This is a genomic window from Streptomyces sp. LUP47B (assembly GCF_001746295.1).
Lineage (GTDB): Bacteria > Actinomycetota > Actinomycetes > Streptomycetales > Streptomycetaceae > Streptomyces.
In genome coordinates this window covers 42668-62353 of the sequence record NZ_MJAH01000002.1, presented here as the reverse complement: position 1 = coordinate 62353, position 19686 = coordinate 42668, and the positions used below count along the sequence as shown (strand labels likewise).

Sequence of the window (19686 nt, the reverse complement as noted above, 5' to 3'; positions counted from 1 at the left end):
CCATGGCCGACGACCTCAGCTTCAGGGACTTCACCCGCGGCGAGAAGGCCCGCCTCATCGCCCTGCACGCCCGGATGGCGAAGCGCAGCGTGGCCGGCGACACCGTCGACCTGAGCGACCTGCAGCGCCGCGTCGAGCGCATCGAGAAGCAGGCGGAGCGCCGCAAGAGCGGCAAGTAGGTACGCCACGGGGCGGCCGTACCCGGCCAGGTACACCGGCCGCCCCATGTCCCCGATCACCCATCGAGCAACCAGGAGAGACCAGCATGACGGACAGTCTCGTATCTGCGGCACAGGCCGCACTGGATGCGGCCGTACTCGACACCACCAAGGCGGGTACGCCTGTACCTGACGTACCCGCGAGCAAGGAGTCCCGCGCCCGGCGTCGGGTACGTATCGACTCGCTGCGCCGGGTCGTCGTCGAGACCCGCACGAACCCCGCGTACCGCTTCACCGTCCGCCATACCTCGTATGTCGTCGGCGGTACCCGCATCCTCACCCGCCGTACCTGGGACGCCCGCACGACGGCCCGGCACGAGCGGATGATGCGGATCGCCGAGGCTTCCGGCAATGAGGAGGTCGCCCGCGACTGGGAGCAGCGTGCGTACATCTACCGCATGTCCCGGCACCGCAGGCGGATGGAGCTGCTGCAGCTGGCCCTCAACGCCCCCAAGGCTGTAGCCACGGGCACCGCGGCCGGCACCGGCATCCTGCTGATCCTCGGCATCATGCTTGCCTGGGCCAACCACGACGTCCACGACGTCCTCACGCCGTTGAACACGGTCGTCGAGCTGATCGGGTGGGCCGCGTTCATCGCCGGAATCGTGTGGGATCCGCTGCTGACCTCCCTGCCGTTTATCGCCCTGGCCGCAGTGTGGGCGGTCGGACGCAACCAGCAGGCCGCCCCGACCTGGGCACTGCCCGTCGACGGCGACGAGCGGGGCGTCGTACCAGACGAGAACGCCATCATGCGCGCCCTGGGCAAGCTCGGCATCCCCCCGCTGAACGCGGCCATCAAGGAGGGCTGGAAGCCTCGCTGGGTACAGCCGTCCACCCGCTCCGGGAACGGCTGGCACGCGCAGCTGCAGCTCCCCGAGGGCGTACCCGTCGAGATGATCGCCGACAAGAAGCAGATCCTCGCCCACAACCTGATGCGTAAGGCGATCGAGGTCTGGCCGACCGAGCCGCGCGACCAGGCCGGCGTCCTCGACCTGTGGGTCGCCGACCCCGGCGTCCTCACCAAGCCGGTACCGCCCTGGCCGCTCCTGACCGAGGGCACCACCGACTTCTTCCGGGGCGTACCCGTCGCACTCAACGCCCGCGGCGAGCAGGTCATCGGGCGGCTGATGGCAGCTAACTACCTGATCGCCGGAATCATGGGTTCGGGTAAGTCGTCGCTGGTCGTCTCGCTGCTCCTCGGCGCGATGCTCGACCCGCTGGTCGAGATCGACGTGCACGTTCTGGCGTACAACAACGACTACGACCCGATGCGGCCCCGCCTGCGGAGCCTGGTCAAGGGCGACGACGCCGAGCATGTGGTTGCGGCCATGGACACGCTGCGCGCCCTGGCCAGCGAGGTGTCCCGCCGCGGGCAGGAGCTCGAGCGCATCGGCACGGACACCAAGGTCACGCGCGAGATGGCGGAGCGCGACCCGTCCATGCGGCCCCGGATTGTCGTGTTCGACGAGGTCCACGAGCTGTTCACCCACAAGGAGTACGGCAAGGAGGCCAAGGAGCTGGCGCTGAAGGTCACCAAGAAGGCCAGGAAGACGGCCATCATGCTGCTGTGGATCACCCCGGATGCGGATGCGGCGAGCCTGCCGCGCGGGATCTCCAAGACCGTCTCGCATCGGGTCGCGTTCGCGATCAACGACCACCAGGGCAACGACGCCATCCTCGGCACCGGCATGCACAAGAACGGCTACTCGGCGACGACCCTCGTCGCAGGTGAAGACGTCGGGACCGCCATGGCCGCGGGCTTCGGGAAGACTCCCGGGCTGATCCGCTCCTACTACGTGCGGAAAGAGGCCGGCATCGACGAGGTGACGCCGGTCGTCGAGCGGGCCATGGCCCTGTACGACGGGAGTGCCGCCCCCGAGGCTCCGACGTTCGCCCCCGTCGACCATCTCGCCGACATCGCGGCCGTCCTCGGCCACGAGACGAAGATGCTCACCCTCGACGTGCTGCACGGGCTGAAGGATCGCAACCCCGTCGAGTACGGCTCGTGGTCGCCCCGGGACCTGAAGGCCGTCCTGGACGGCGCCGGACACGGCGAGTACAAGACCAACGGCGGCAAGATGCACGTCAGCCTCGACCGGATTCTTGACGCCATCGCGGCCCGGGACGACGACGTCGACGACGAGGGAGACACCGAAGAGTAGGGGAGTTCTCCCTACCCGCCTCCCTACCCTGCCTCCCTGTACATGACCTGCAGAAATGGCCAGTCAGGGAGGCGAGGGAGGCGACGCTACGGACTGCTCCGTACCCCTGAAACGGGGTGCTGGCCTCCCCTCCGTCGCCTCCCTCCCCAACATCACCCATTTACGTAGCCGATCACCCGTAGTACGCTGCCCGGCAATTCGACATGAGAATGTCGAGCTGCTAGCCCCAGGCGGCAGGCAGGTTCACCCCGGTGGAGAACCCCTGTCGAGTAAGGCCAGCGGTGCCACCCAGGAGGTTCCAAAGGCGCCGGGCAGTGCGTGACTCAAGACGAGTCGCCCACGTGCTCGGCGTTCGTGTTTTCCAAGGGACCTTCCATGGCACGGAACTTCTCCGGCCGTCGACTCCGCGAAGCCCGCAAGTCGGCAGGCATCTCCCCCGAGCAACTCGCCGTGAGCGTAGGCCGATCTGCCTACAGCATCCACGAGTACGAGATGGGGCGCGTCACCCCGAGCGTCACCGTCCTGGCTGCCATCGCCGACACCCTCGGCCGGCCAGTCGACGACCTTCTCACTGAAGCCGAACTGACCGGACGGGCCGCATGAACAACCCGCTGGCCGACGCGATCGGCGAACCCACAGACGAACAACTCCGGCGCATCGTCGCCCTCATGAGGCTGCGACAGCTTCCCGAGCAAGCCCCTGAAGAAGGGCAACAAGCAGCATGATCCAGAACGCAGAGAAGGCCCTGTTGCAGTCAGGGCCTTCTCATGAAAACGCGGTGGGCGCAGAAGGAACTGTAGAGCAGATCGCCCGCCCTGTCCCCGTCCAGACCTCTGGCCGCACCGAGTTCGCGGCCCGCTGCCCCAAGTGTCGTGACTGGCATCGACATGTGGCGCTCGGTCGGAAGACCGCGCCGTGCGGAGCCGTCTACACCCTTGAGTTCAAGGGGGCGGCATGACCGACGACGCCCCCGACCTCGACGCGTTCGTGCAGCTGTGGGCCGACGCCCGGATCTCGTACTTCGCCAAGGATCACCCCAAGTACGGGTCCGCCGAGTGGCAGGCCCTGCACCCCGACGACCCTCGTCGCCTTGCTGCCGCTCTTTCCGCCGCCGAACTCTGGCGGAAGTACGGCGACGAGGAGGCGCTCCTCGCCTGGTTCCGTGAGGCGTCCCGCAGTCGGCCCTCCCTGGCTGAGCGGCGGACCCGCGCCGAGCTCGACGCCGCGGCCAGGCCGAAGCCCCCGCACGTCCTCAAGGCCACCCCCGGATGGCCACCGATCCGTATCCCGGGCCAGCCCGGACGGTACATCGACTGCGCCAGGAAGGAGGCAGCGTGACTGACGAACGCGATATGCCGCCGCCCACCAACCCGATGGCTGTTGCTCGCCAGCTGGCGCCTGCCTGGCACCACAAAGAGACGGGCCTGCAGACTCGCCGCTACTGGCGGGGAACGTGGATGCGTTGGGAGGGCTCGTACTGGCGCGAGATGGACGACCAGGAGGTCCGGGCCAGCCTGTACAAGAAGCTGGAACACGCTGAGTACGTCGCCGGCCTCGACAAGCACGGCGTACCGGTCGTCAAGCCGTGGTCGCCGACGAAGCGGAAGATCTCCGATCTGATGGAGGCGATCTCCGCCGTCACCCACCTGCGGCCGTCCGTCGACGCACCGGAATGGATCTCCCGAGACGGGCTGAGTCGGGACTCTGAGCATTCTTATACGCACGGAGTTGAAAGCCCCATCGTGGCATGCACCAACGGCCTGTTGAGGGTCCAGGACCGCGAACTACTGCCGCTCACCCCAGGGTTCTTCAACCTCGTCTCGGTGCCGTTCGACTTCGACCCGGATGCGACCGCCCCCACTTGGGAGCAGTTCCTCAAGGGCGTATGGCCGGACAGCCCCGAGTCCATCGCTGCCCTTCAAGAGTGGTTCGGCTACGTCCTCTCAGGGCGCACCGACCAGCAGAAGATCGTGCTCATCGTCGGCCCGACCCGATCGGGCAAGGGCACGATCGCCCGCATCCTGACCAACCTGGTCGGCAAGGGCAACATGGCAGGCCCGACGCTCGCCGGACTGGCCACGAACTTCGGACTGTCGCCGCTGCTCGGCAAGTCCCTCGCAGTCATCTCCGACGCGCGTCTCGCCGGCCGTGACGGTCACCAGGTCGTCGAGCGTCTCCTCACCATCTCCGGTGAGGACACCATCGACGTCGACCGGAAGTTCCGCGACCCGTGGACCGGCAAGATGCCGACCCGGCTCATGATCCTCTCGAATGAGCTGCCGAACTTCGGCGACGCGTCCGGAGTGATCGCCCGCCGATTCATCGTCCTCAACATGGAGGTCTCGTGGCTCGGCAAGGAGGACACCGACCTCACGGACAAGCTCTCCGCGGAGATGCCCGGCATCCTCAACTGGGCCCTCGACGGGCTCGCCCGTCTGGAGAAGAACGGCCACATCACGGAACCCCCCGGCTCCGCAGATGCCGTCACCACCATGCAGGACACCGCGTCGCCTACATCGGCGTTCGTGAGGGAGTGCTGCGACAAGGGCCCGACGCACGAGGTCGTCGTCGATGACCTGTGGGACGCCTGGAAGGACTGGGCAGAGGATCAGGGCATCCGACCCGGCAGTAAGGCGATGCTCGGCCGGAACCTTCAGTCGGTCGTTCCGCAGGCGAAGCGGACCCGGCCGCGAGACGACTCCGGTCGGCAGATCCCGACGTACTCCGGAATCGGTCTGAAAACTACGGCCCGCAATGGCGAGAGTCCCGACTCAGCCCGTCTCAAGGGCTACGGGAGCTCTCTGAGTCGGGCTGAGTCGGGACTCAGCCCATTGTGGGCCCAGCATTCGGAAGCCCCGAAGTGCTCGGTCTGCAACTTCCCCTTCGAACCCCTCGAACCCGACCAGACCAAGCACCCCGGATGTGATGCCGCGTGAGCACCGAGATCCAGTTCGTGCGGACGGCCGCCCTCGTCACTGCGGCGGCCCTCCGCGGGGACGACACGGCCGTCCGTCTCCTCCTCCACACCTTGCCCGCCGAGCAGGTCGCCGCGACCTGTGAGGGCGCCGTGCTCGCCATGGCCGGGCTCCTCGCCGAGTTCCTGCCCCCGGACGCCATCGCCCGCGCCGTCACCGAAGCCCAGAACCTGGCCCAGCAGGCCGCCACCGAAAGGAACCATCCGTGACCACACCCGCCGAGTTCCAGCGCCTGTTCAACCTCTCCGGCGAACAGCACACGTCCGACTTCCAGAAGGCCATGGACGCCCACCGTGCGAAGGCGGACGCCGTCCGCGACCGCGCCACCGACGCCATCAAGCGGATCGGGGAGCGCAAGGATCTGACCCCCGAAGCCAAGCGCGCCGCCGCCGCCAAGGTGTACAAGCCGGCCGCCGAGCAGATCCAGCAGGCCCTCGACAACCACATCGCCATGGTCAAGCAGCACAAGCAGGAGCTCGCCCGGAAGGCATTCGGTGCTGGCACCGCCGCCGACCCCATGACCGCCATGGCCCGCCGCCAGGCCCGCCAGCAGGCCGCCACCGTCACCGACGCCGACCAGGCCGAGTCGCTCATCCGGGACGCCCACTTCAGCGGCGACCGCGAACTCGCCCGAGCCGTCGCCGCCGTCGCCTTCGAACGCGGCTGGCACGGAGCCGTCGACGCGTGGAACGAGGACGGCAGCAACGACGCCTTCATGAAGCACGTCATCGAGCTGGCACAGATGCCCGACACCAACGACGTCGTCTGGCGGATGAACGTCGCCCAGTCCTACAGCCAGCCCATGCCCGGCATCCTCGACGGCCTGAAGCCGCACGAGATCTCCCGGGCCGCCGACACCGACTTCGGCGACGGCGGTGAAGCCGCGTGATCACCTTCAACGCCGACACCGGCAAGGCGCAGAACGCTGTCGCCGTAGCCAGGCGCCGCAACCTCGGCGTACCCGCCGAGATCGACCAGGTCGCCGGCATGTGGCAGGTCGCCGTCGACGCCTCCCACATGAAGACGCCCGAGCGGCCCACCGTCGACGACATCCCCGCCACAGCCGAGGAACTACGGACGCTGATCGCCGACCGGGCCCACGCCCACCGCGTGGCCCTCGCCCACAACCAGGTCGGGACCGACTTCCTCGAACCGATCGCCCGCCGCTACAACACCCTCGTCCGCGACCACGTCGACGGCTGGATCCGGGCACTCCAGCCCGACTTCCTCGCCCTCATCAAGGTGCTGGCCAAGCAGGAGAAGAAGCTGCCCGCCAACCTCGACCAGCAGCACATCGACCTCCGCAACCCAGCGATCAGCGCACCGTGGGAGACCGCATCCAACGCGGCCGTCAAGCTCGACCAGCTGGTGAACGACAGGCAGATCCTCGCTCGCGCGTCAGGCCAGGACCTCGGACGCGACGCCGAACTGTGGGCGGTCGCCGAGATCACGGCACCGAGCAGCGAGGACGTGTTCGCCCACAAGCTGCGCGACGAGGTCGGGCCAGCACTGCGTGAGTGGCGAGACCTCAAGGCGACACCCATCGCACGCTGGCTGTACCTGAGTCGCTCACCTCACTTCACCTTGCAGCTCGCCACACCGGGTGAGGTCACGCAACGGCAGTCGACCATGGAGCGCTGGCAGCAGGCAGTCGCAGTGGTCATGGGATCAGGACTGTCACACCAGCAGGCTCAGCACGCGGTCGCAACCGCACTGCGAGGCTGACCATGAGACGTCGACGCTCCGCGAGTGGGTCGGGCATGACGAGCTCGCGTAGCAGCGTCGACACGTGCGGTCCGGCCGGTGCCTCGCTTCGCCGGCCGGGCCGCGCAAACCAGGAGCAAAGGGGTGGGGACGGGGGCTCCCGGGCGATCTTCCAGCCATCGAAGACGTATAGCACCTCCCTTTCTGTACGGGTTTCCCTGGTGTTTTTCGGATCGAGTAAGCAGACGGTTACGGAACGTGGCGAAACTCCCAAACCCGGGGGCGATGTCAGCTGCATTACGTCTTCGATCGCTGAGAGATCCACGGGGGCCCCAACCCCCCAGGTGTATTCGTCCCGAAAGGAGTAGATCAATGGCCAGCAACTGGCACACGTCGACCCGGGCGAGCCGGCTGCCGAAGGACTGGGCGAAGCGCCGTAAGGCGGTGCTCGAGGCTCAGCCGACGTGCATGATCTGTGGCGTTCGTCCGTCGACGGTCGCTGACCACATCGTCCCGATGACCGATCGGCACGAACCGGAAGACCTTCAGGGTGTGTGCGATCCGTGCCATCGGCAGAAGACTGCCAAGGAGGCTGCCGCGTTCCGTGCTGCTGCGCCTCGACCGACTCGGTTCCGCGGTGACGAGCCGCATCCCGGTCTGCTGTAGCTGTACCTGTCCTTGACCTCTAAGGCCCGCGCCACGGACTGCCTAGGAGGGCAGCGTGTCGCCAGCTATCTCGGTCGGCTCGGTTGAAGTCGACGTTCTACCCAATGCGACAGGCGTGCGGCAACGCATGCAGAACCAGCTCGTTCCTGCCGCGAACGAGGTGGGCGACGAGGTGGGCCGTGTCATCGGCCGCTACATGACGTCGCATATCGCCGACGCGTTCGTGCAGGGCATCAGGAACGGCGGCCGTCAAGCTCAGGCGCCGGCGACCCGTCAGGGGAACGCTACGGGCGGCGCGTTCGCCCGCTCGTTCAAGGGCCGTGTCGAGGCGGCGCTCCGGGATCTGCCGGACGTCGAGCTGCGGGCGGACGCGTCTGCTGCGGAACGTGAGATCCATGCGATCCGGGCGCAGCTGCTGACGCTGCGGGATACCGAGATCGGCGTCGACATCGACGCGACGGAAGCTCAGGCCCGCATCGCCCGCCTTCAGGAGCGCCTGACGCGCCTGTCGACGTCGAGCGCGGACGTGAATGTACGGCTCGACGCGGGGGCGGCTCAGGCTCAGCTGGCCGCGTTCCAGGCGGAGATCAACCGGCTCGACGGGCAGGACATCAATGTCGACGTCGACACCCGCTCCGCCGCGGCGAACTTCAACCTGCTGACGACGTCCGCGATCGCGTTTGGTCCCGCGATCCTGCCGGTGCTGCCGGTCGTCGCGGCCGGGCTCGGAGCGATCGCCGCGGCCGGCATCGCGGCTGCCGCGGGTGTGGGCGCGGTCGGCCTGGTCGCCGTACCGGCCTTCAAGCAGATCGGCGGTGTCCTCCAGGCGCAGAAGGCGGCTCAGGATGCGGCGACGCAGTCGACGAACACCGGGGGCCAGGCCGCGGCTGCAGCGTCGTCGAAGGCCCTGCAGCTGGCTTCCGCTCAGCAGGCGGTTGCGACCGCGGAGCGCAACGGGGCGAGGCAGATCGCTCAGGCGCAGGCTGCGGTGACTCAGGCTCGCCGTACAGCGGCCCAGGCGGCTGCGAGGGCGGCTCAGGCCGTCGAGGACGCGGAAGACGCTCTGGCGGACTCTCAGCGGGCCGCACGGAAGGCTCAGGAGGATCTGACGGCCGCGCGCCGGACCGCGGCGCAGGAGCTCGAGGACCTCAACACGCGACTGACGGACTCGGTTCTGTCGCAGCGGGACGCCGAGATCGGCCTGAAGGAGGCGACTCTCGAGCGGGACGCGGTCCTGAAGGACGCGAAGTCGACGGAGCTCGACAAGCAGAAGGCGCTTCTCCAGTACGACCAGGCCGTCCAGCGCCTGAAGGAGCAGACCACCGAGACCGGGCGCCTGAAGAAGGAGACGGCCGCCGCGAACAAGGCGGGGGTTGAGGGCTCACAGACGGTCAAGTCGGCGCAGGAGCAGGTTGCTCAGGCTCAGGACACGGTTGCCGACCGGACGAAGGCGCTGCAGCAGGCGCAGGCCGCGCAGGCGCAGACGGCTCAGGACAACGCGACGAAGATCGCGCAGGCTCAGGAGAATGTGGCGGTCGCTCAGCAGTCCGCGGCGGATGCTGCCGCTTCGGCGGCCCGCCAGCTGCAGCAGGCCCAGCAGGCGCAGGCGTCGGGGGCCACGACAGCGGATGCCGCGGCCACGGCTCAGGCCAAGTACCGGGCCGAGTTGGCGAAGCTGACGCCTTCGGCTCGCGGCACCCTGAATGCGTTCGTCGGCCTGCAGACCGCGTTCAACGCCTGGTCGCGTTCCCTGCAGCCGGCCGTGATGCCGCTGTTCACCAGGGCGCTGATCGGGATCCGGAACACCCTCCCCACTCTCACGCCGTTCGTGCTGGGGGCCGCGGATGCGATCGGCGTCCTCCAGGACAAGGCGTCGAAGGAGCTGAAGCGGCCGTTCTGGCAGGGCTTCAAGCAGGATCTGCAGGGCAACGTGAAGCCCGCGATCATCGGGCTCGGGGTCGCCTTCGGGAACGTGTTCAAGGGGATCGCCGGCATCATCGACGCGTTCCTGCCGCACATGGATTCGATCTCGTCGACCATGCAGCGCATCACCGGCAAGTTCGCGACGTGGGCGACCGGACTGCGCGGCTCCCCCGAGTTCGAACGCTTCTTGTCGTACAGCGCCGACAAGGCGCCGCTGATCGCCGACACGCTCGGGAAGATCGCGACGGCGTTCCTGAACATCGGCACCGCGCTATCGCCGCTTTCGGGACCGCTGCTGCAGCTGCTCGGCACAACGGCGTCGATCCTCAGCAACATCGCGACCTACCTGCCTGAGCTGGTCATCGGTATCTACGGCGTGTTCGTGGCGACGAAGTTGTGGGCCGCTGCTCAGGTCGTCGCGAACGGCGCCATGGTCGCCTTCGACGTCATTTCGATGGCTGGCCCGTGGGGCTGGATCGTCCTCGGGATCACCGCGGTCGTCCTCGCCGTGGTGTACATGTACCGGCGCTTCACCTGGTTCCGTGAGGGCATTCAGGCTGTCTGGTCGGCGATCAAGACGGCGTCGATGTGGCTGTGGACGAACGTCCTGCAGCCGGTGTTCGCGTACATCTGGACCGGACTCAAGCAGTTGGGCACCGCGGCCATGTGGCTGTGGACCAACGCCATCAAGCCCGCCTGGGACGCCATCTCACTCGCCGCCCGGATCCTGCTCACGGTCATCACCGTCGCCGTCATCCTCCCGATCATCGTTGCCGTGAAGGTGCTGGGCGCCATCATCGGCTGGCTGTGGGAGAAGGCGTTCAAGCCCGCACTGCAGCAGATCGGCGACCAGGCGACGTGGCTGTGGAAGAACGCCATCAAGCCCGCCTGGGCGGCGATCCAGGTCGCGGCGACCTTCATGTGGGAGAAGATCCTCCGCCCGATCTTCCGGAACTTCGTGGAGGGCATGCGGCAGGTCGGCCGTGGCGCTTCGGCCCTGTACACGGGGGCGATCAAACCTGCGTGGGACAGCATCGTCTCCGTCGGCAAGTACGCCTGGGAGAAGGGCATCAAGCCCGTCTTCGACAGCTGGAAGACCATCATCAAGGGCCTTGGAGGTGTCTTCGGGGACGCAGTCGACTCGATCAAAACCCAGTGGGACAAGCTCAAGAGCATTGCGCGGCGGCCCATTCAGTACGTCGTGGACACCGTCTACAACCGGGGCATCGTCGGCGTGTGGTCGAAGGTGGCCGACGCGTTCGGTGCGCCCCCGCTGAAGGAGTTCCACTTCGCCCGCGGCGGCGTGATGCCCGGCTACACGCCTGGCAAGGATGTGCACCGGTTCGTGTCGCCGACGGGCGGCCGACTGGAGCTCAGCGGCGGCGAGGCCATCATGCGACCGGAGTTCACCCGTGCGGTCGGCTCGGGGTTCGTGAACTCCATGAACGCGCTGGCGCGTTCTCGAGGTGCCCAGGGCGTGAAGGCGGCGCTGGCCCCGGTGTTCGGCGGGAACCCGACGGCGGCGACGGACACGACGCTGCGCTACGCCGACGGCGGGATCTTCGGCTGGATCGGCAAGGGCCTCAACAAGGTCGCGGGTGCCGGGTCGGCAGCATGGAACAAGGTGAAGGAGGGCGTGTCGTGGCTGGGCGACACGATCCTCGGCTCGGCGAAGGCCGGGGTGAAGGCGGCCGTCAATCCGCTCCTGAAGGGCTTCCCGGGGCTGGACACCCGCTTCGGCCAGATGGCCCGGGGCATTCCGACGAAGCTCATCAACGCTCTGTTCGGGTTCTCCAAGGATGCCGACAAGAAGGGCGGCGCTGGCGGGGTCGGCGGCCCGCGTATCCAGGCCGCCCTGAAGTGGGCGAAGGAGCAGGCCGGTAAGCCGTACATCTGGGGCGGGGTCGGCCCGAAGGGATTCGACTGCTCCGGGTTCATGGGCGCGATCGAGAACGTGATCCGCGGCCTGAAACCGAACAGCCGCCGTTGGGCGACCGGGGCGTTCTCCGGGAACACGGCCCCGGCCGGCTGGGTGAAGAACGGCAGCTCCGCCTTCCGCGTCGGCATCACCAACGCCGGCGTCGGCCACACCGCGGGAACGTTGGGCAAGACGAACGTGGAGTCGAGGGGCGGGCAGGGTGTTGTCGTGGGCAAGTCGGCCCGCGGCTACAACAACCCGCTGTTCACGTCGTGGTACGGCTTCCAGCCCGGCAAGTACGACAGCGGCGGCTACCTCCAGCCGGGCATGAACTTGGCGTTCAACGGGACGGGGCGCCCGGAGCCGGTGTTCACCAGTTCGCAGGCCAACGCGTTGATGTCCATGGCGTCGCACGGTTCGGTGCCGGACCTGTCCAACGCGAGCATCAGCGTGTGGATCGGCGACGAGCAGATGCACAACATCGCCCGCGCCGAGATCCGCGACAGTCAGCAGCAGCTCATCAGTAGTCTCAACGCCAGCTGAAACGAAAGGGCCCCGTCCTCACGGACGGGGCCCTTTTTCATGTCACGGCTTGATCGGTACGAGCCGATCGGGGTTGAACTTGTTGCCGTACTTCCGATCGTGCGGCATCACGTCGTACCCGGGGATCAGGGCCAGGATCACCTCACGCTTGTCGGCTGGCGCCAAGCGCTTCCAGCCGGCCTGTACGTCGCCGGCGAGCAGGCCACGGAGGATCCGCGGTGTGGCAGACACGACCAGGGCCCGCGACGCCTTCACACGCTCGTCGATGACGGACCGGGCCTCCCTGTACTCGGAAAACGTGATCTCTCGCTTAGCCCACATGCGGGCGAGTTCCTTCAGCTGCTCCTCGTCCTCGGCGAGTTCCTGGCGTGCGCCCTCCGATACCTCGGTCGTGGCGACCCGCTGCAACCGGTGCAGGATCTTCGGGCGGGACAGCAGGTCGAGGACCTGGCGCTCGACCTCGTCCTCGACGAACGACGCCTTTACGGCGATCTTGCCGCAGCCGCCTCGAGGGCTAGCGCACCAGTACCGGGGGCCGCCGTTGCCGTGAGAACCCTCGAGCATGCGCCCGCACTTGGAGCAGCGCAGCACTCCGTTCAGCCAACGCTGCAGCGAGAGGTCTGCTGTACCGGCACGCTGTGCGAGACGCAGGCAGATCTCTTCCCAGCGGTCCTTGGGAATGATGGCGTCCCAGACGGCTGGTCCCACGATCTCGCCCTTGTGTGAGCGCAGGCCGGCGACAGACGCCTTGGAGACGACGGAACCGACGCTCCGGCCGGACCAGGGCGCTCCTGTAGCCGTCGGCACCTGTCGCTGTTCGAGGTCGTCCGCGATGGAGTTCAGGCTCTCGCCGAGCTCCGGGTCGATGCGGGCCTTCTGCTGATCTGTCCAGCCGTCCCAGTCGCCGAGGATGCGAGCGCCTATCTCCCGAAGGATCTCGGCCTCATCGTCGAGGACCTCGTGCCCCTTCTCGGTGAAGCCGTAGCCGCGGAACCCTCCCCCGCCCGGCTTTCCTTCGGCCGCGAGTGCCTCATGCTTCCGGGCGACTCGGCGGGCGGTGTCTCGGCTCGACTTGTTGGCGACGGCGACCAGGACGCGGGCCATGGTGATGTCGCCGTCGGTGTCGAGCCTGAGTGAGCCGGATACGGACTGGACCGGGATGCGGGGGTTCTTGGACTCGACGATGTCGATGAGGTCTTCAAGGTCTCGGGGATCACGGGCCGTGCGGTCGAGGTCGTAGGCGAGCAGGCCGTCACGCTCACCCGATGCCAGCTTGTCGAGCGCACTTCGGAATCCGGGGCGCACGGTACGCAGAGCTGTCGTACCGTCGGCCAGGCGCACCTTTCGCCGCTTGTACGCGCTTGTGTCGTTCTCAACGATGACCTCGGCGATGTTCCATCCGAGCCGATCAGCAAGGGTGCGGCCGTCATCTTCCTGCCGCCCAACCCCAGCAGCATCACCAGCTTTGTCGTCGGAGATCCGCACGAGGAGGATCGCGGCTCTTGGCTTCATGGTCTGTAGATTAGCATTGACATCTCGGATCGCCGATGCCATTGACCTCGCGCAGTTCGTCCACCGAGCGGAAGCCGCCGTGCCGGGTGCGGTAGTCGACGATGTGCTGGGCCAGCACGGGGCCGACGCCGGGCAGGGTGTCGAGCTGGTCCACGGTGGCGGTGTTCAAGGAGACGGGAGCCGCCGGGCCGGCCTGGCCGCCGGAGACGGGGCCGCCCGTGCCGGGCGCGGGTGCGGCCGGGCCGCCGACGATCACCTGCTCGCCGTCCATGAGGAACCGCGCTCGGTTGAGTGCGTCGGTGTTCGTGCCCGGCCGCACTCCGCCGGCCGCCTTCAACGCGTCGGCGACCCTTGAGCCGGCCGGCAGCCGCTGGATGCCGGGTTCACGGACCTTGCCACCGACATCCACGACGATCTCGGCCCCGGCCGGTCCCGACGTGTTCGGGACCCCGCCCGAGACGGCGGGCCCGGCCGCGCCTCGCCGTCCACCCGCGCTGCTTGCCCCGCTCCCCCCACTCTCCGCGAACGGCGCTGCCGCGCGCACCACTTCGGGCGCCTGGACGGACTGCGTCCGGCCCGTCCAGAAGTGCTGCACGGCGAATACCGCGGCCACGACGAGCAGCACCGAGAGCGCGACCACGTTCCGCCGCTCCAGCCCGCACCGCGCCTGCAGCCACACCGGCATCCGCTCCCGCAGAGCCGACCCGGCGCGCTCCCGCCAGTGCCTGTCCCCGTACTCGTTCCCGTTCCCGTTCCCGTTCCCGTTTCCGGTCCCGGAGTCGGTGTCTCGCCAGGCCCCGCTCCCGGTTTCGGCGTCCCGCCAAATCCCCTCCGGAGAACCAGCGTCCCGCCGGGCTCCCTCCGCCCAACCACCGTCCCGCCATTCCTCTTCGGCAGCCCCCGCCTCCCATCGAGCCCGCTCCACGAACCCGACCGCGTCGGCGGCCGAACCGGCCTCGGCGACATCGACGGCACCGGCAGCCTCAAGGCGCTCCGGGTCGCTCCCCACCGCCTCGTCGTCCACGCCCGGCCCACCCGGCGGCGGCCCCTTCCCCGAGTCCCTCCGCTGCCCCGCCCGTTCGGCGAAGAGCACCTCCGCCCGCCGCTGGAGTTCGTCCGCCGAGGCGGCATGCCGATGCCGGACCCGGCCCTGGGTGCCGGGTGGTCGGCGATGCCGAGAGCGCCCGTCGGAATGGGGGCCGCGGCCCGGCCCGCTGGTCGTCGTCGCTGTACGTGAGCGTGATCGAAGTGCCATGCGCCGAGGATCGGCCACATCCGCCCACTCGCGATGATCTTGGTCAATTCCCGGGGATTACCCACCGGTTGTGGAAAACTCCGCCACCCGGACGAGTGACTTCAGGCGCCTCGTGCGGGTCCGTCACCGGGGCGAGACCACGACCCCCAGCAACCCGGGCCCCGTATGCGCCCCGATCACCGCACCGACCTCGCTCACATGCAGGTCGGCAAGTCCCGTCACCCGCGCCCGCAGACGGTCCGCGAGTGCCGCCGCCCGGTCGGGGGCGGACAGATGATGGACCGCGATGTCGACCGGCGCGCTGCCGGCCCGGTCGGCCGCGATCTCCTCCAGACGGGCGATGGCCTTCGACGCCGTCCGTACCTTTTCCAGCGGCTCGATCCGTCCGCCGACCAGCTTCAACAGCGGCTTGACGGCGAGCGCGGATCCGAGGAGTGCCTGCGCGGCCCCGATCCGGCCGCCACGGCGCAGATAGTCGAGGGTGTCGACGTAGAAGTAGGCGGACGTGCCCGCCGCCCGCTTCTCCGCCGCCATGACCGCTTCGTCGACCGTGCCGCCCGTCTCCGCGGCCTCGGCGGCGGCCAACGCGCAGAACCCGAGAGCCATGGCGATCATGCCGGTGTCGACCACGCGCACCGGCACCGGCGCCTCGCGCGCCGCCATGACCGCCGCGTCGTAGGTGCCGGAGAGCTCGGCGGACAGGTGCAGCGACACGATGCCGGTGGCGCCGGACTCGGCGACCTTGCGGTAGTGCTCCGCGAACACCTGGGGGCTGGGCCGCGAGGTGGTGACGGAGCGTCGCTTCTGAAGTGCCTGGGCCAGTGACCGGGTGGAGATCTCGGTGCCCTCTTCCAGCGCGCGGTCGCCGAGGACCACGGTCAGGGGTACCGCTGTGATGCCGTGCCGCTCCATCGTCCCCTGCGGCAGGTAGGCCGTTGAATCTGTGACGATCGCGACATGGCGGGACATGAGCTGGAGGTTACCTGCCGTAGCGCCCGGGTGGCAGCCCGGCCCCTGTCACCCGGGGCCGCCGTTTCCGGATCAAGTCGTGCTCTCGGGACGGGTTTTCTTCTGCCAGGGGTAGGCGGGGCGAGGGCCCGGCGGGGTGATCGCGGGCCGCGTCGGCTCCTCGGCGGTGCGGGAGCGTGGCGTCTCGGGCCAGGTCTGCTGCTCGGCGCTGCCGCCGACGGTGGGGGTCTCGGGCCATGGGGGCGGTGTCTCGGTGGGCTCGGTCTTCGTCCAGTGCCGCAGGGCGCCGGACTCGACATCGATCTGCGCGCTCAGCGTGTCCAGGTCGTCGTCGGCGAAGCGGCGCGCACGGTCGCGTGCCGCCCAGCGCAGGGAGTCCGCCGACTGCGTGATGCGCTCGGTGCGCTCCCGCAGTCCGGGCAGGCGCTCCGCGAGCGTCCTGCGGTCGGGTTCGGACTCCAGGCGCTTGAGTTCGCCGTCCAGTTCGTGGGCGTGGGCGCTGAGCCGCTGGAAGAGGCCGAGGGACTCCTTGAGGGATTCGTCCTCGGCCACGCCCGCGTGCAGCGCGTCCTGGGTGGCCCGCATCGAGGTGCGCAGCTTCAGCCGCAGCTGGGCCAGCTCGCCCGCCGGGCCGAGCTGGGCGAAGGACTTGGCGCGCAGGGTGTGGTCCTCGACCGTGCGCCGGGCCTGGGTGATGGTGCGGTCCACACCGCGCTTGGCGGCGCCGACCGCCTTCACCGTCGCGTACACGCCGAGCGCGACGAAGAGCACGAAGAGCAGGGCCACGATCGCGATCACTGCTTCCACGAAACTCCTCCTCCGCCCGGCAGGCGATCGCCGTGCCGCTCTTCAAAGGTAAACGCCACGGGCAGGTCCTGAGTTCCGGAGGAACCCCGAACCTGCCCGCACGCAACCCCTAGGGGCCAGTGGTCCTGACCGGCGGATCACGCCGGTCGGGCCCTACGCCGGAACGATGTTCACCAGCTTCGGCGCCCGCACGATCACCTTGCGGATGTCCGCCCCGTCCAGCGCCGCCACGACCTTCTCGTCGGCCAGCGCGACCTTCTCCAGCTCGTCGTCGGAGATGGCGGGCGAGACCTCCAGGCGGGCCTTGACCTTGCCCTTGACCTGAACCACGCAGGTCACGGTCTCGTCCACGACGTACCGCGGGTCGGCGACCGGGAAGTCCTGGTGGACGACCGAGTCGGTGTGGCCCAGCTTGCGCCACAGCTCCTCGGCGATGTGCGGGGCCAGCGGCGCGATCAGCAGCACCAGCGACTCGGCGACCGGACGGGAAACCGCGGCGCCCGCCTTGGTCAGGTGGTTGTTCAGCTCGGTGACCTTGGCGATGGCGGTGTTGAAGCGCAGGCCCTCCAGGTCCTGGCGCACCCCGTCGATCGCCTTGTGCAGGGCACGCAGCGTCGCCTCGTCGGGCTCGGTGTCGACGACGGTCACCTCGCCGGTGGCCTCGTCGACGACGTTGCGCCACAGCCGCTGCAGCAGGCGGTACTGGCCGACCACCGCGCGCGTGTCCCACGGACGCGAGACGTCCAGCGGCCCCATCGCCATCTCGTACAGGCGCAGGGTGTCGGCGCCGTACTCCTCGCAGATCGCCTCGGGGGTGACGGCGTTCTTCAGGGACTTGCCCATCTTGCCCAGCTCGCGCTTGACCTGCTCGCCGTTGTGGAAGAAGGCGCCGTCGCGCTCCTCGATCTCGGTGGCGGGCACCGGGAAGCCCCGGCTGTCGCGGTAGACGAAGGCCTGGATCATGCCCTGGTTGTACAGCTTGTGGAACGGCTCGGGCGACGAGATGTGCCCCAGGTCGAACAGGACCTTGGACCAGAAGCGCGCGTACAGCAGGTGCAGCACGGCGTGCTCGGCGCCGCCGACGTACAGGTCGACACCGCCGTGCGGCTGTCCCGCGCGCGGGCCCATCCAGTACTGCTCGATCTCCGGGTCGACCAGCTTCTCGCTGTTGTGCGGGTCCAGGTAGCGCAGCTCGTACCAGCAGGAGCCGGCCCAGTTGGGCATGGTGTTGGTCTCGCGGCGGTACGGGCGGGGACCGCGTCCGTCGCCCAGGTCCAGGACGACGTCGACCCAGTCCTGGTTGCGGGACAGCGGGGTCTCCGGGGAGGTGTCCGCGTCGTCCGGGTCGAAGGTGCGCGGCGAGTAGTCCTCGACCTCGGGCAGCTCCAGCGGCAGCATCGACTCGGGCAGGGAGTGGGCGATGCCGTCCTCGTCGTAGACGATCGGGAAGGGCTCGCCCCAGTAGCGCTGGCGGCTGAACAGCCAGTCGCGCAGCCGGAAGTTGACGGTGCCCTCGCCGATGCCCTTGCGCTGCAGCCACTCGGTGATGCGCGCCTTGGCGTCGGTCACGCCCAGGCCGTCCAGAGAGACGTCCTCGCCGTGCGAGTTCACGATCTTGGCGTCGTACGAGACGAAGGCGTCGTCCCACGTCGAGGCGTCCGTGCCCCGGTCGTCGCTCGGCTCGACCACGCAGCGCATGGGCAGCTCGAAGGCGCGCGCGAAGGCGAAGTCACGCGTGTCGTGCGCCGGTACGGCCATGATCGCGCCGGTGCCGTAGCCCATCAGGACGTAGTCGGCGATGAAGACGGGGATCTGCTCGCCGTTGACCGGGTTGGTGGCGAACGCGCCGGTGAAGACACCGGTCTTGTCCTTGGCCTCGGCCTGGCGCTCGACGTCCGACTTGGAGGCGGCCTGGGCGCGGTAGGCGGCGACGGCCTCGCCCGGAGTGGCGTGGCCGCCGGTCCACGCGTCGTGCGTGCCCTCGGGCCAGGCGGCCGGCGTGAACTTCTCGACCAGCGGGTGTTCGGGGGCCAGCACCATGTAGGTCGCGCCGAACAGGGTGTCCTGGCGCGTGGTGAAGACGGTGATCGCCTCGCCGTCGATCGGGAAGTCGACGCGGGCGCCCTCGGAGCGGCCGATCCAGTTGCGCTGCTGCAGCTTGATGGCCTCAGGCCAGTCCAGCTCGTTCAGGTCGTCCAGCAGGCGGTCGGCGTACGCGGTGATCCGCATGTTCCACTGGCGCAGCTTGGCCTTGAAGACGGGGAAATTGCCGCGCTCGCTGCGGCCGTCGGCGGTGACCTCCTCGTTGGCCAGCACGGTGCCCAGACCCGGGCACCAGTTGACCGGCGCGTCGGACGCGTAGGCCAGGCGGTACTCGCTCAGGACGTCCGCACGCTCGGCGGCGGACAGGGCGTCCCAGGAACGGCCACCGGGAACCGCGCGCTCACCGGACTCGAACCGGGCGACCAGCTCGGAGATCGGGCGGGCCTGGTTCGCCTCGTTGTCGTACCAGGAGTTGAAGATCTGGATGAAGATCCACTGGGTCCACTTGTAGTACTCCGGGTCGATCGTGGCGAACGATCGGCGCTTGTCGTGACCCAGGCCCAGCCGGCGCAGCTGGGACTTCATGTTGTTGATGGCGGCCTCGGTGGTGATCCGAGGGTGTTCGCCGGTCTGCACGGCGTGCTGCTCGGCGGGCAGGCCGAAGGCGTCGAAGCCCAGGGTGTGCAGGACGTTGTGGCCGGTCATCCGCTGGAAGCGGGCGGAGACGTCGGTGGCGATGTAGCCCAGCGGGTGGCCAACGTGCAGGCCCGCTCCGGAGGGGTACGGGAACATGTCCATGATGTACTTCTTGGGCTTGGCGACCAGCTCGGGGTCGCCCGCCAGGTCACCCTTGGGGTTCGGCGCCGCGTAGGTGCCGTCGGCGTCCCAGAAGTCCTGCCAGCGTGCCTCGATCTCGGCCGCGACGGCGGCCGTGTAGCGGTGCGGCGCGGCCACCTCGGCGGCAGCGGGGTTCGTCTCGCTCATGGTCCTC

General features: G+C 68.7%; 16 protein-coding genes. 11 read left to right on the top strand and 5 right to left on the bottom strand.

Annotated elements, in window-relative coordinates:
* Positions 1-2 precede the first annotated feature (2 nt).
* From BFN33_RS53055 to BFN33_RS55235, 11 genes are all read left to right on the top strand, one after another.
* The gene (locus tag BFN33_RS53055; RefSeq protein ID WP_176742328.1) at positions 3-179 is read left to right on the top strand and encodes a DUF6257 family protein; all 177 of its coding nucleotides are present in this window, start codon (positions 3-5) and stop codon (positions 177-179) included.
* 86 nt (positions 180-265) lie between these two features.
* Positions 266-2380, top strand: a complete 2115-nt coding sequence (locus BFN33_RS06890) for an FtsK/SpoIIIE domain-containing protein (protein ID WP_107487976.1) — start codon at positions 266-268, stop codon at positions 2378-2380.
* Positions 2381-2755: 375 nt separating this feature from the next.
* A complete protein-coding gene (locus BFN33_RS06885; RefSeq protein ID WP_069759014.1) occupies positions 2756-2983 on the top strand; it encodes a helix-turn-helix domain-containing protein in 228 nt (75 codons plus the stop codon).
* Complete coding sequence (locus tag BFN33_RS54180) at positions 2980-3105, top strand: hypothetical protein (RefSeq protein ID WP_256122676.1); 126 nt, start codon at positions 2980-2982, stop codon at positions 3103-3105. Before BFN33_RS06885 ends, BFN33_RS54180 begins: the two co-directional genes overlap by 4 nt.
* A 229-nt stretch (positions 3106-3334) precedes the next feature.
* Positions 3335-3718, top strand: coding sequence for a hypothetical protein (locus tag BFN33_RS06880; protein WP_088245278.1), 384 nt, complete (start codon positions 3335-3337; stop codon positions 3716-3718).
* Complete coding sequence (locus BFN33_RS06875; protein WP_256122675.1) at positions 3715-5316, top strand: phage/plasmid primase, P4 family; 1602 nt, start codon at positions 3715-3717, stop codon at positions 5314-5316. Before BFN33_RS06880 ends, BFN33_RS06875 begins: the two co-directional genes overlap by 4 nt.
* A complete protein-coding gene (locus BFN33_RS06870; protein WP_069759012.1) occupies positions 5313-5564 on the top strand; it encodes a hypothetical protein in 252 nt (83 codons plus the stop codon). The genes BFN33_RS06875 and BFN33_RS06870 overlap by 4 nt, the downstream gene beginning before the upstream one ends.
* Complete coding sequence (locus tag BFN33_RS06865) at positions 5561-6244, top strand: hypothetical protein (RefSeq protein ID WP_069759011.1); 684 nt, start codon at positions 5561-5563, stop codon at positions 6242-6244. The genes BFN33_RS06870 and BFN33_RS06865 overlap by 4 nt, the downstream gene beginning before the upstream one ends.
* On the top strand, positions 6241-7080 hold the full coding sequence (locus BFN33_RS06860; RefSeq protein WP_069759010.1) for a hypothetical protein: 840 nt from the start codon (positions 6241-6243) through the stop codon (positions 7078-7080). Before BFN33_RS06865 ends, BFN33_RS06860 begins: the two co-directional genes overlap by 4 nt.
* 351 nt (positions 7081-7431) lie before the next feature.
* Positions 7432-7725: an HNH endonuclease gene (locus BFN33_RS49535; RefSeq protein WP_079140703.1), complete on the top strand. Its 294-nt coding sequence runs from the start codon at positions 7432-7434 to the stop codon at positions 7723-7725.
* A gap of 127 nt (positions 7726-7852) precedes the next feature.
* Complete coding sequence (locus BFN33_RS55235) at positions 7853-12109, top strand: hypothetical protein (protein WP_141757951.1); 4257 nt, start codon at positions 7853-7855, stop codon at positions 12107-12109.
* Positions 12110-12151: 42 nt separating this feature from the next.
* On the opposite strand, the gene BFN33_RS06850 is transcribed toward BFN33_RS55235, so the two are convergent.
* From BFN33_RS06850 to leuS, 5 genes are all read right to left on the bottom strand, one after another.
* The gene (locus BFN33_RS06850) at positions 12152-13621 is read right to left on the bottom strand and encodes a recombinase family protein (RefSeq protein WP_176742327.1); all 1470 of its coding nucleotides are present in this window, start codon (positions 13619-13621) and stop codon (positions 12152-12154) included.
* A 10-nt stretch (positions 13622-13631) separates the two neighbouring features.
* Complete coding sequence (locus BFN33_RS54170; protein ID WP_256122674.1) at positions 13632-14876, bottom strand: ComEA family DNA-binding protein; 1245 nt, start codon at positions 14874-14876, stop codon at positions 13632-13634.
* Positions 14877-14999: 123 nt separating this feature from the next.
* Entirely contained in the window at positions 15000-15845 is an 846-nt protein-coding gene (locus tag BFN33_RS06840) for a DegV family protein (protein WP_069759007.1), read from the bottom strand.
* A 72-nt stretch (positions 15846-15917) separates the two neighbouring features.
* Complete coding sequence (locus BFN33_RS06835; RefSeq protein ID WP_079140701.1) at positions 15918-16652, bottom strand: hypothetical protein; 735 nt, start codon at positions 16650-16652, stop codon at positions 15918-15920.
* Positions 16653-16805: 153 nt separating this feature from the next.
* Positions 16806-19679 carry a leucine--tRNA ligase gene (gene leuS / locus BFN33_RS06830; protein ID WP_069759005.1) on the bottom strand — a complete coding sequence of 958 codons (2874 nt, stop codon included), beginning with the start codon at positions 19677-19679 and terminating at the stop codon, positions 16806-16808.
* Between the last annotated feature and the right edge of the window lie 7 nt (positions 19680-19686).

What these genes read in the sequence shown, in the direction of transcription:
- BFN33_RS55235 (WP_141757951.1), top strand. Translation starts at nt 7,853, where the DNA reads ATGCAGAACCAGCTCGTTCCTGCCGCGAACGAGGTGGGCGACGAGGTG.
- leuS (WP_069759005.1), bottom strand. Translation starts at nt 19,679, where the DNA reads ATGAGCGAGACGAACCCCGCTGCCGCCGAGGTGGCCGCGCCGCACCGC.
- BFN33_RS53055 (WP_176742328.1), top strand. Translation starts at nt 3, where the DNA reads ATGGCCGACGACCTCAGCTTCAGGGACTTCACCCGCGGCGAGAAGGCC.
- BFN33_RS54180 (WP_256122676.1), top strand. Translation starts at nt 2,980, where the DNA reads ATGAACAACCCGCTGGCCGACGCGATCGGCGAACCCACAGACGAACAA.
- BFN33_RS06850 (WP_176742327.1), bottom strand. Translation starts at nt 13,621, where the DNA reads ATGAAGCCAAGAGCCGCGATCCTCCTCGTGCGGATCTCCGACGACAAA.
- BFN33_RS06885 (WP_069759014.1), top strand. Translation starts at nt 2,756, where the DNA reads ATGGCACGGAACTTCTCCGGCCGTCGACTCCGCGAAGCCCGCAAGTCG.
- BFN33_RS06880 (WP_088245278.1), top strand. Translation starts at nt 3,335, where the DNA reads ATGACCGACGACGCCCCCGACCTCGACGCGTTCGTGCAGCTGTGGGCC.
- BFN33_RS06840 (WP_069759007.1), bottom strand. Translation starts at nt 15,845, where the DNA reads ATGTCCCGCCATGTCGCGATCGTCACAGATTCAACGGCCTACCTGCCG.
- BFN33_RS54170 (WP_256122674.1), bottom strand. Translation starts at nt 14,876, where the DNA reads ATGGCACTTCGATCACGCTCACGTACAGCGACGACGACCAGCGGGCCG.
- BFN33_RS06890 (WP_107487976.1), top strand. Translation starts at nt 266, where the DNA reads ATGACGGACAGTCTCGTATCTGCGGCACAGGCCGCACTGGATGCGGCC.
- BFN33_RS49535 (WP_079140703.1), top strand. Translation starts at nt 7,432, where the DNA reads ATGGCCAGCAACTGGCACACGTCGACCCGGGCGAGCCGGCTGCCGAAG.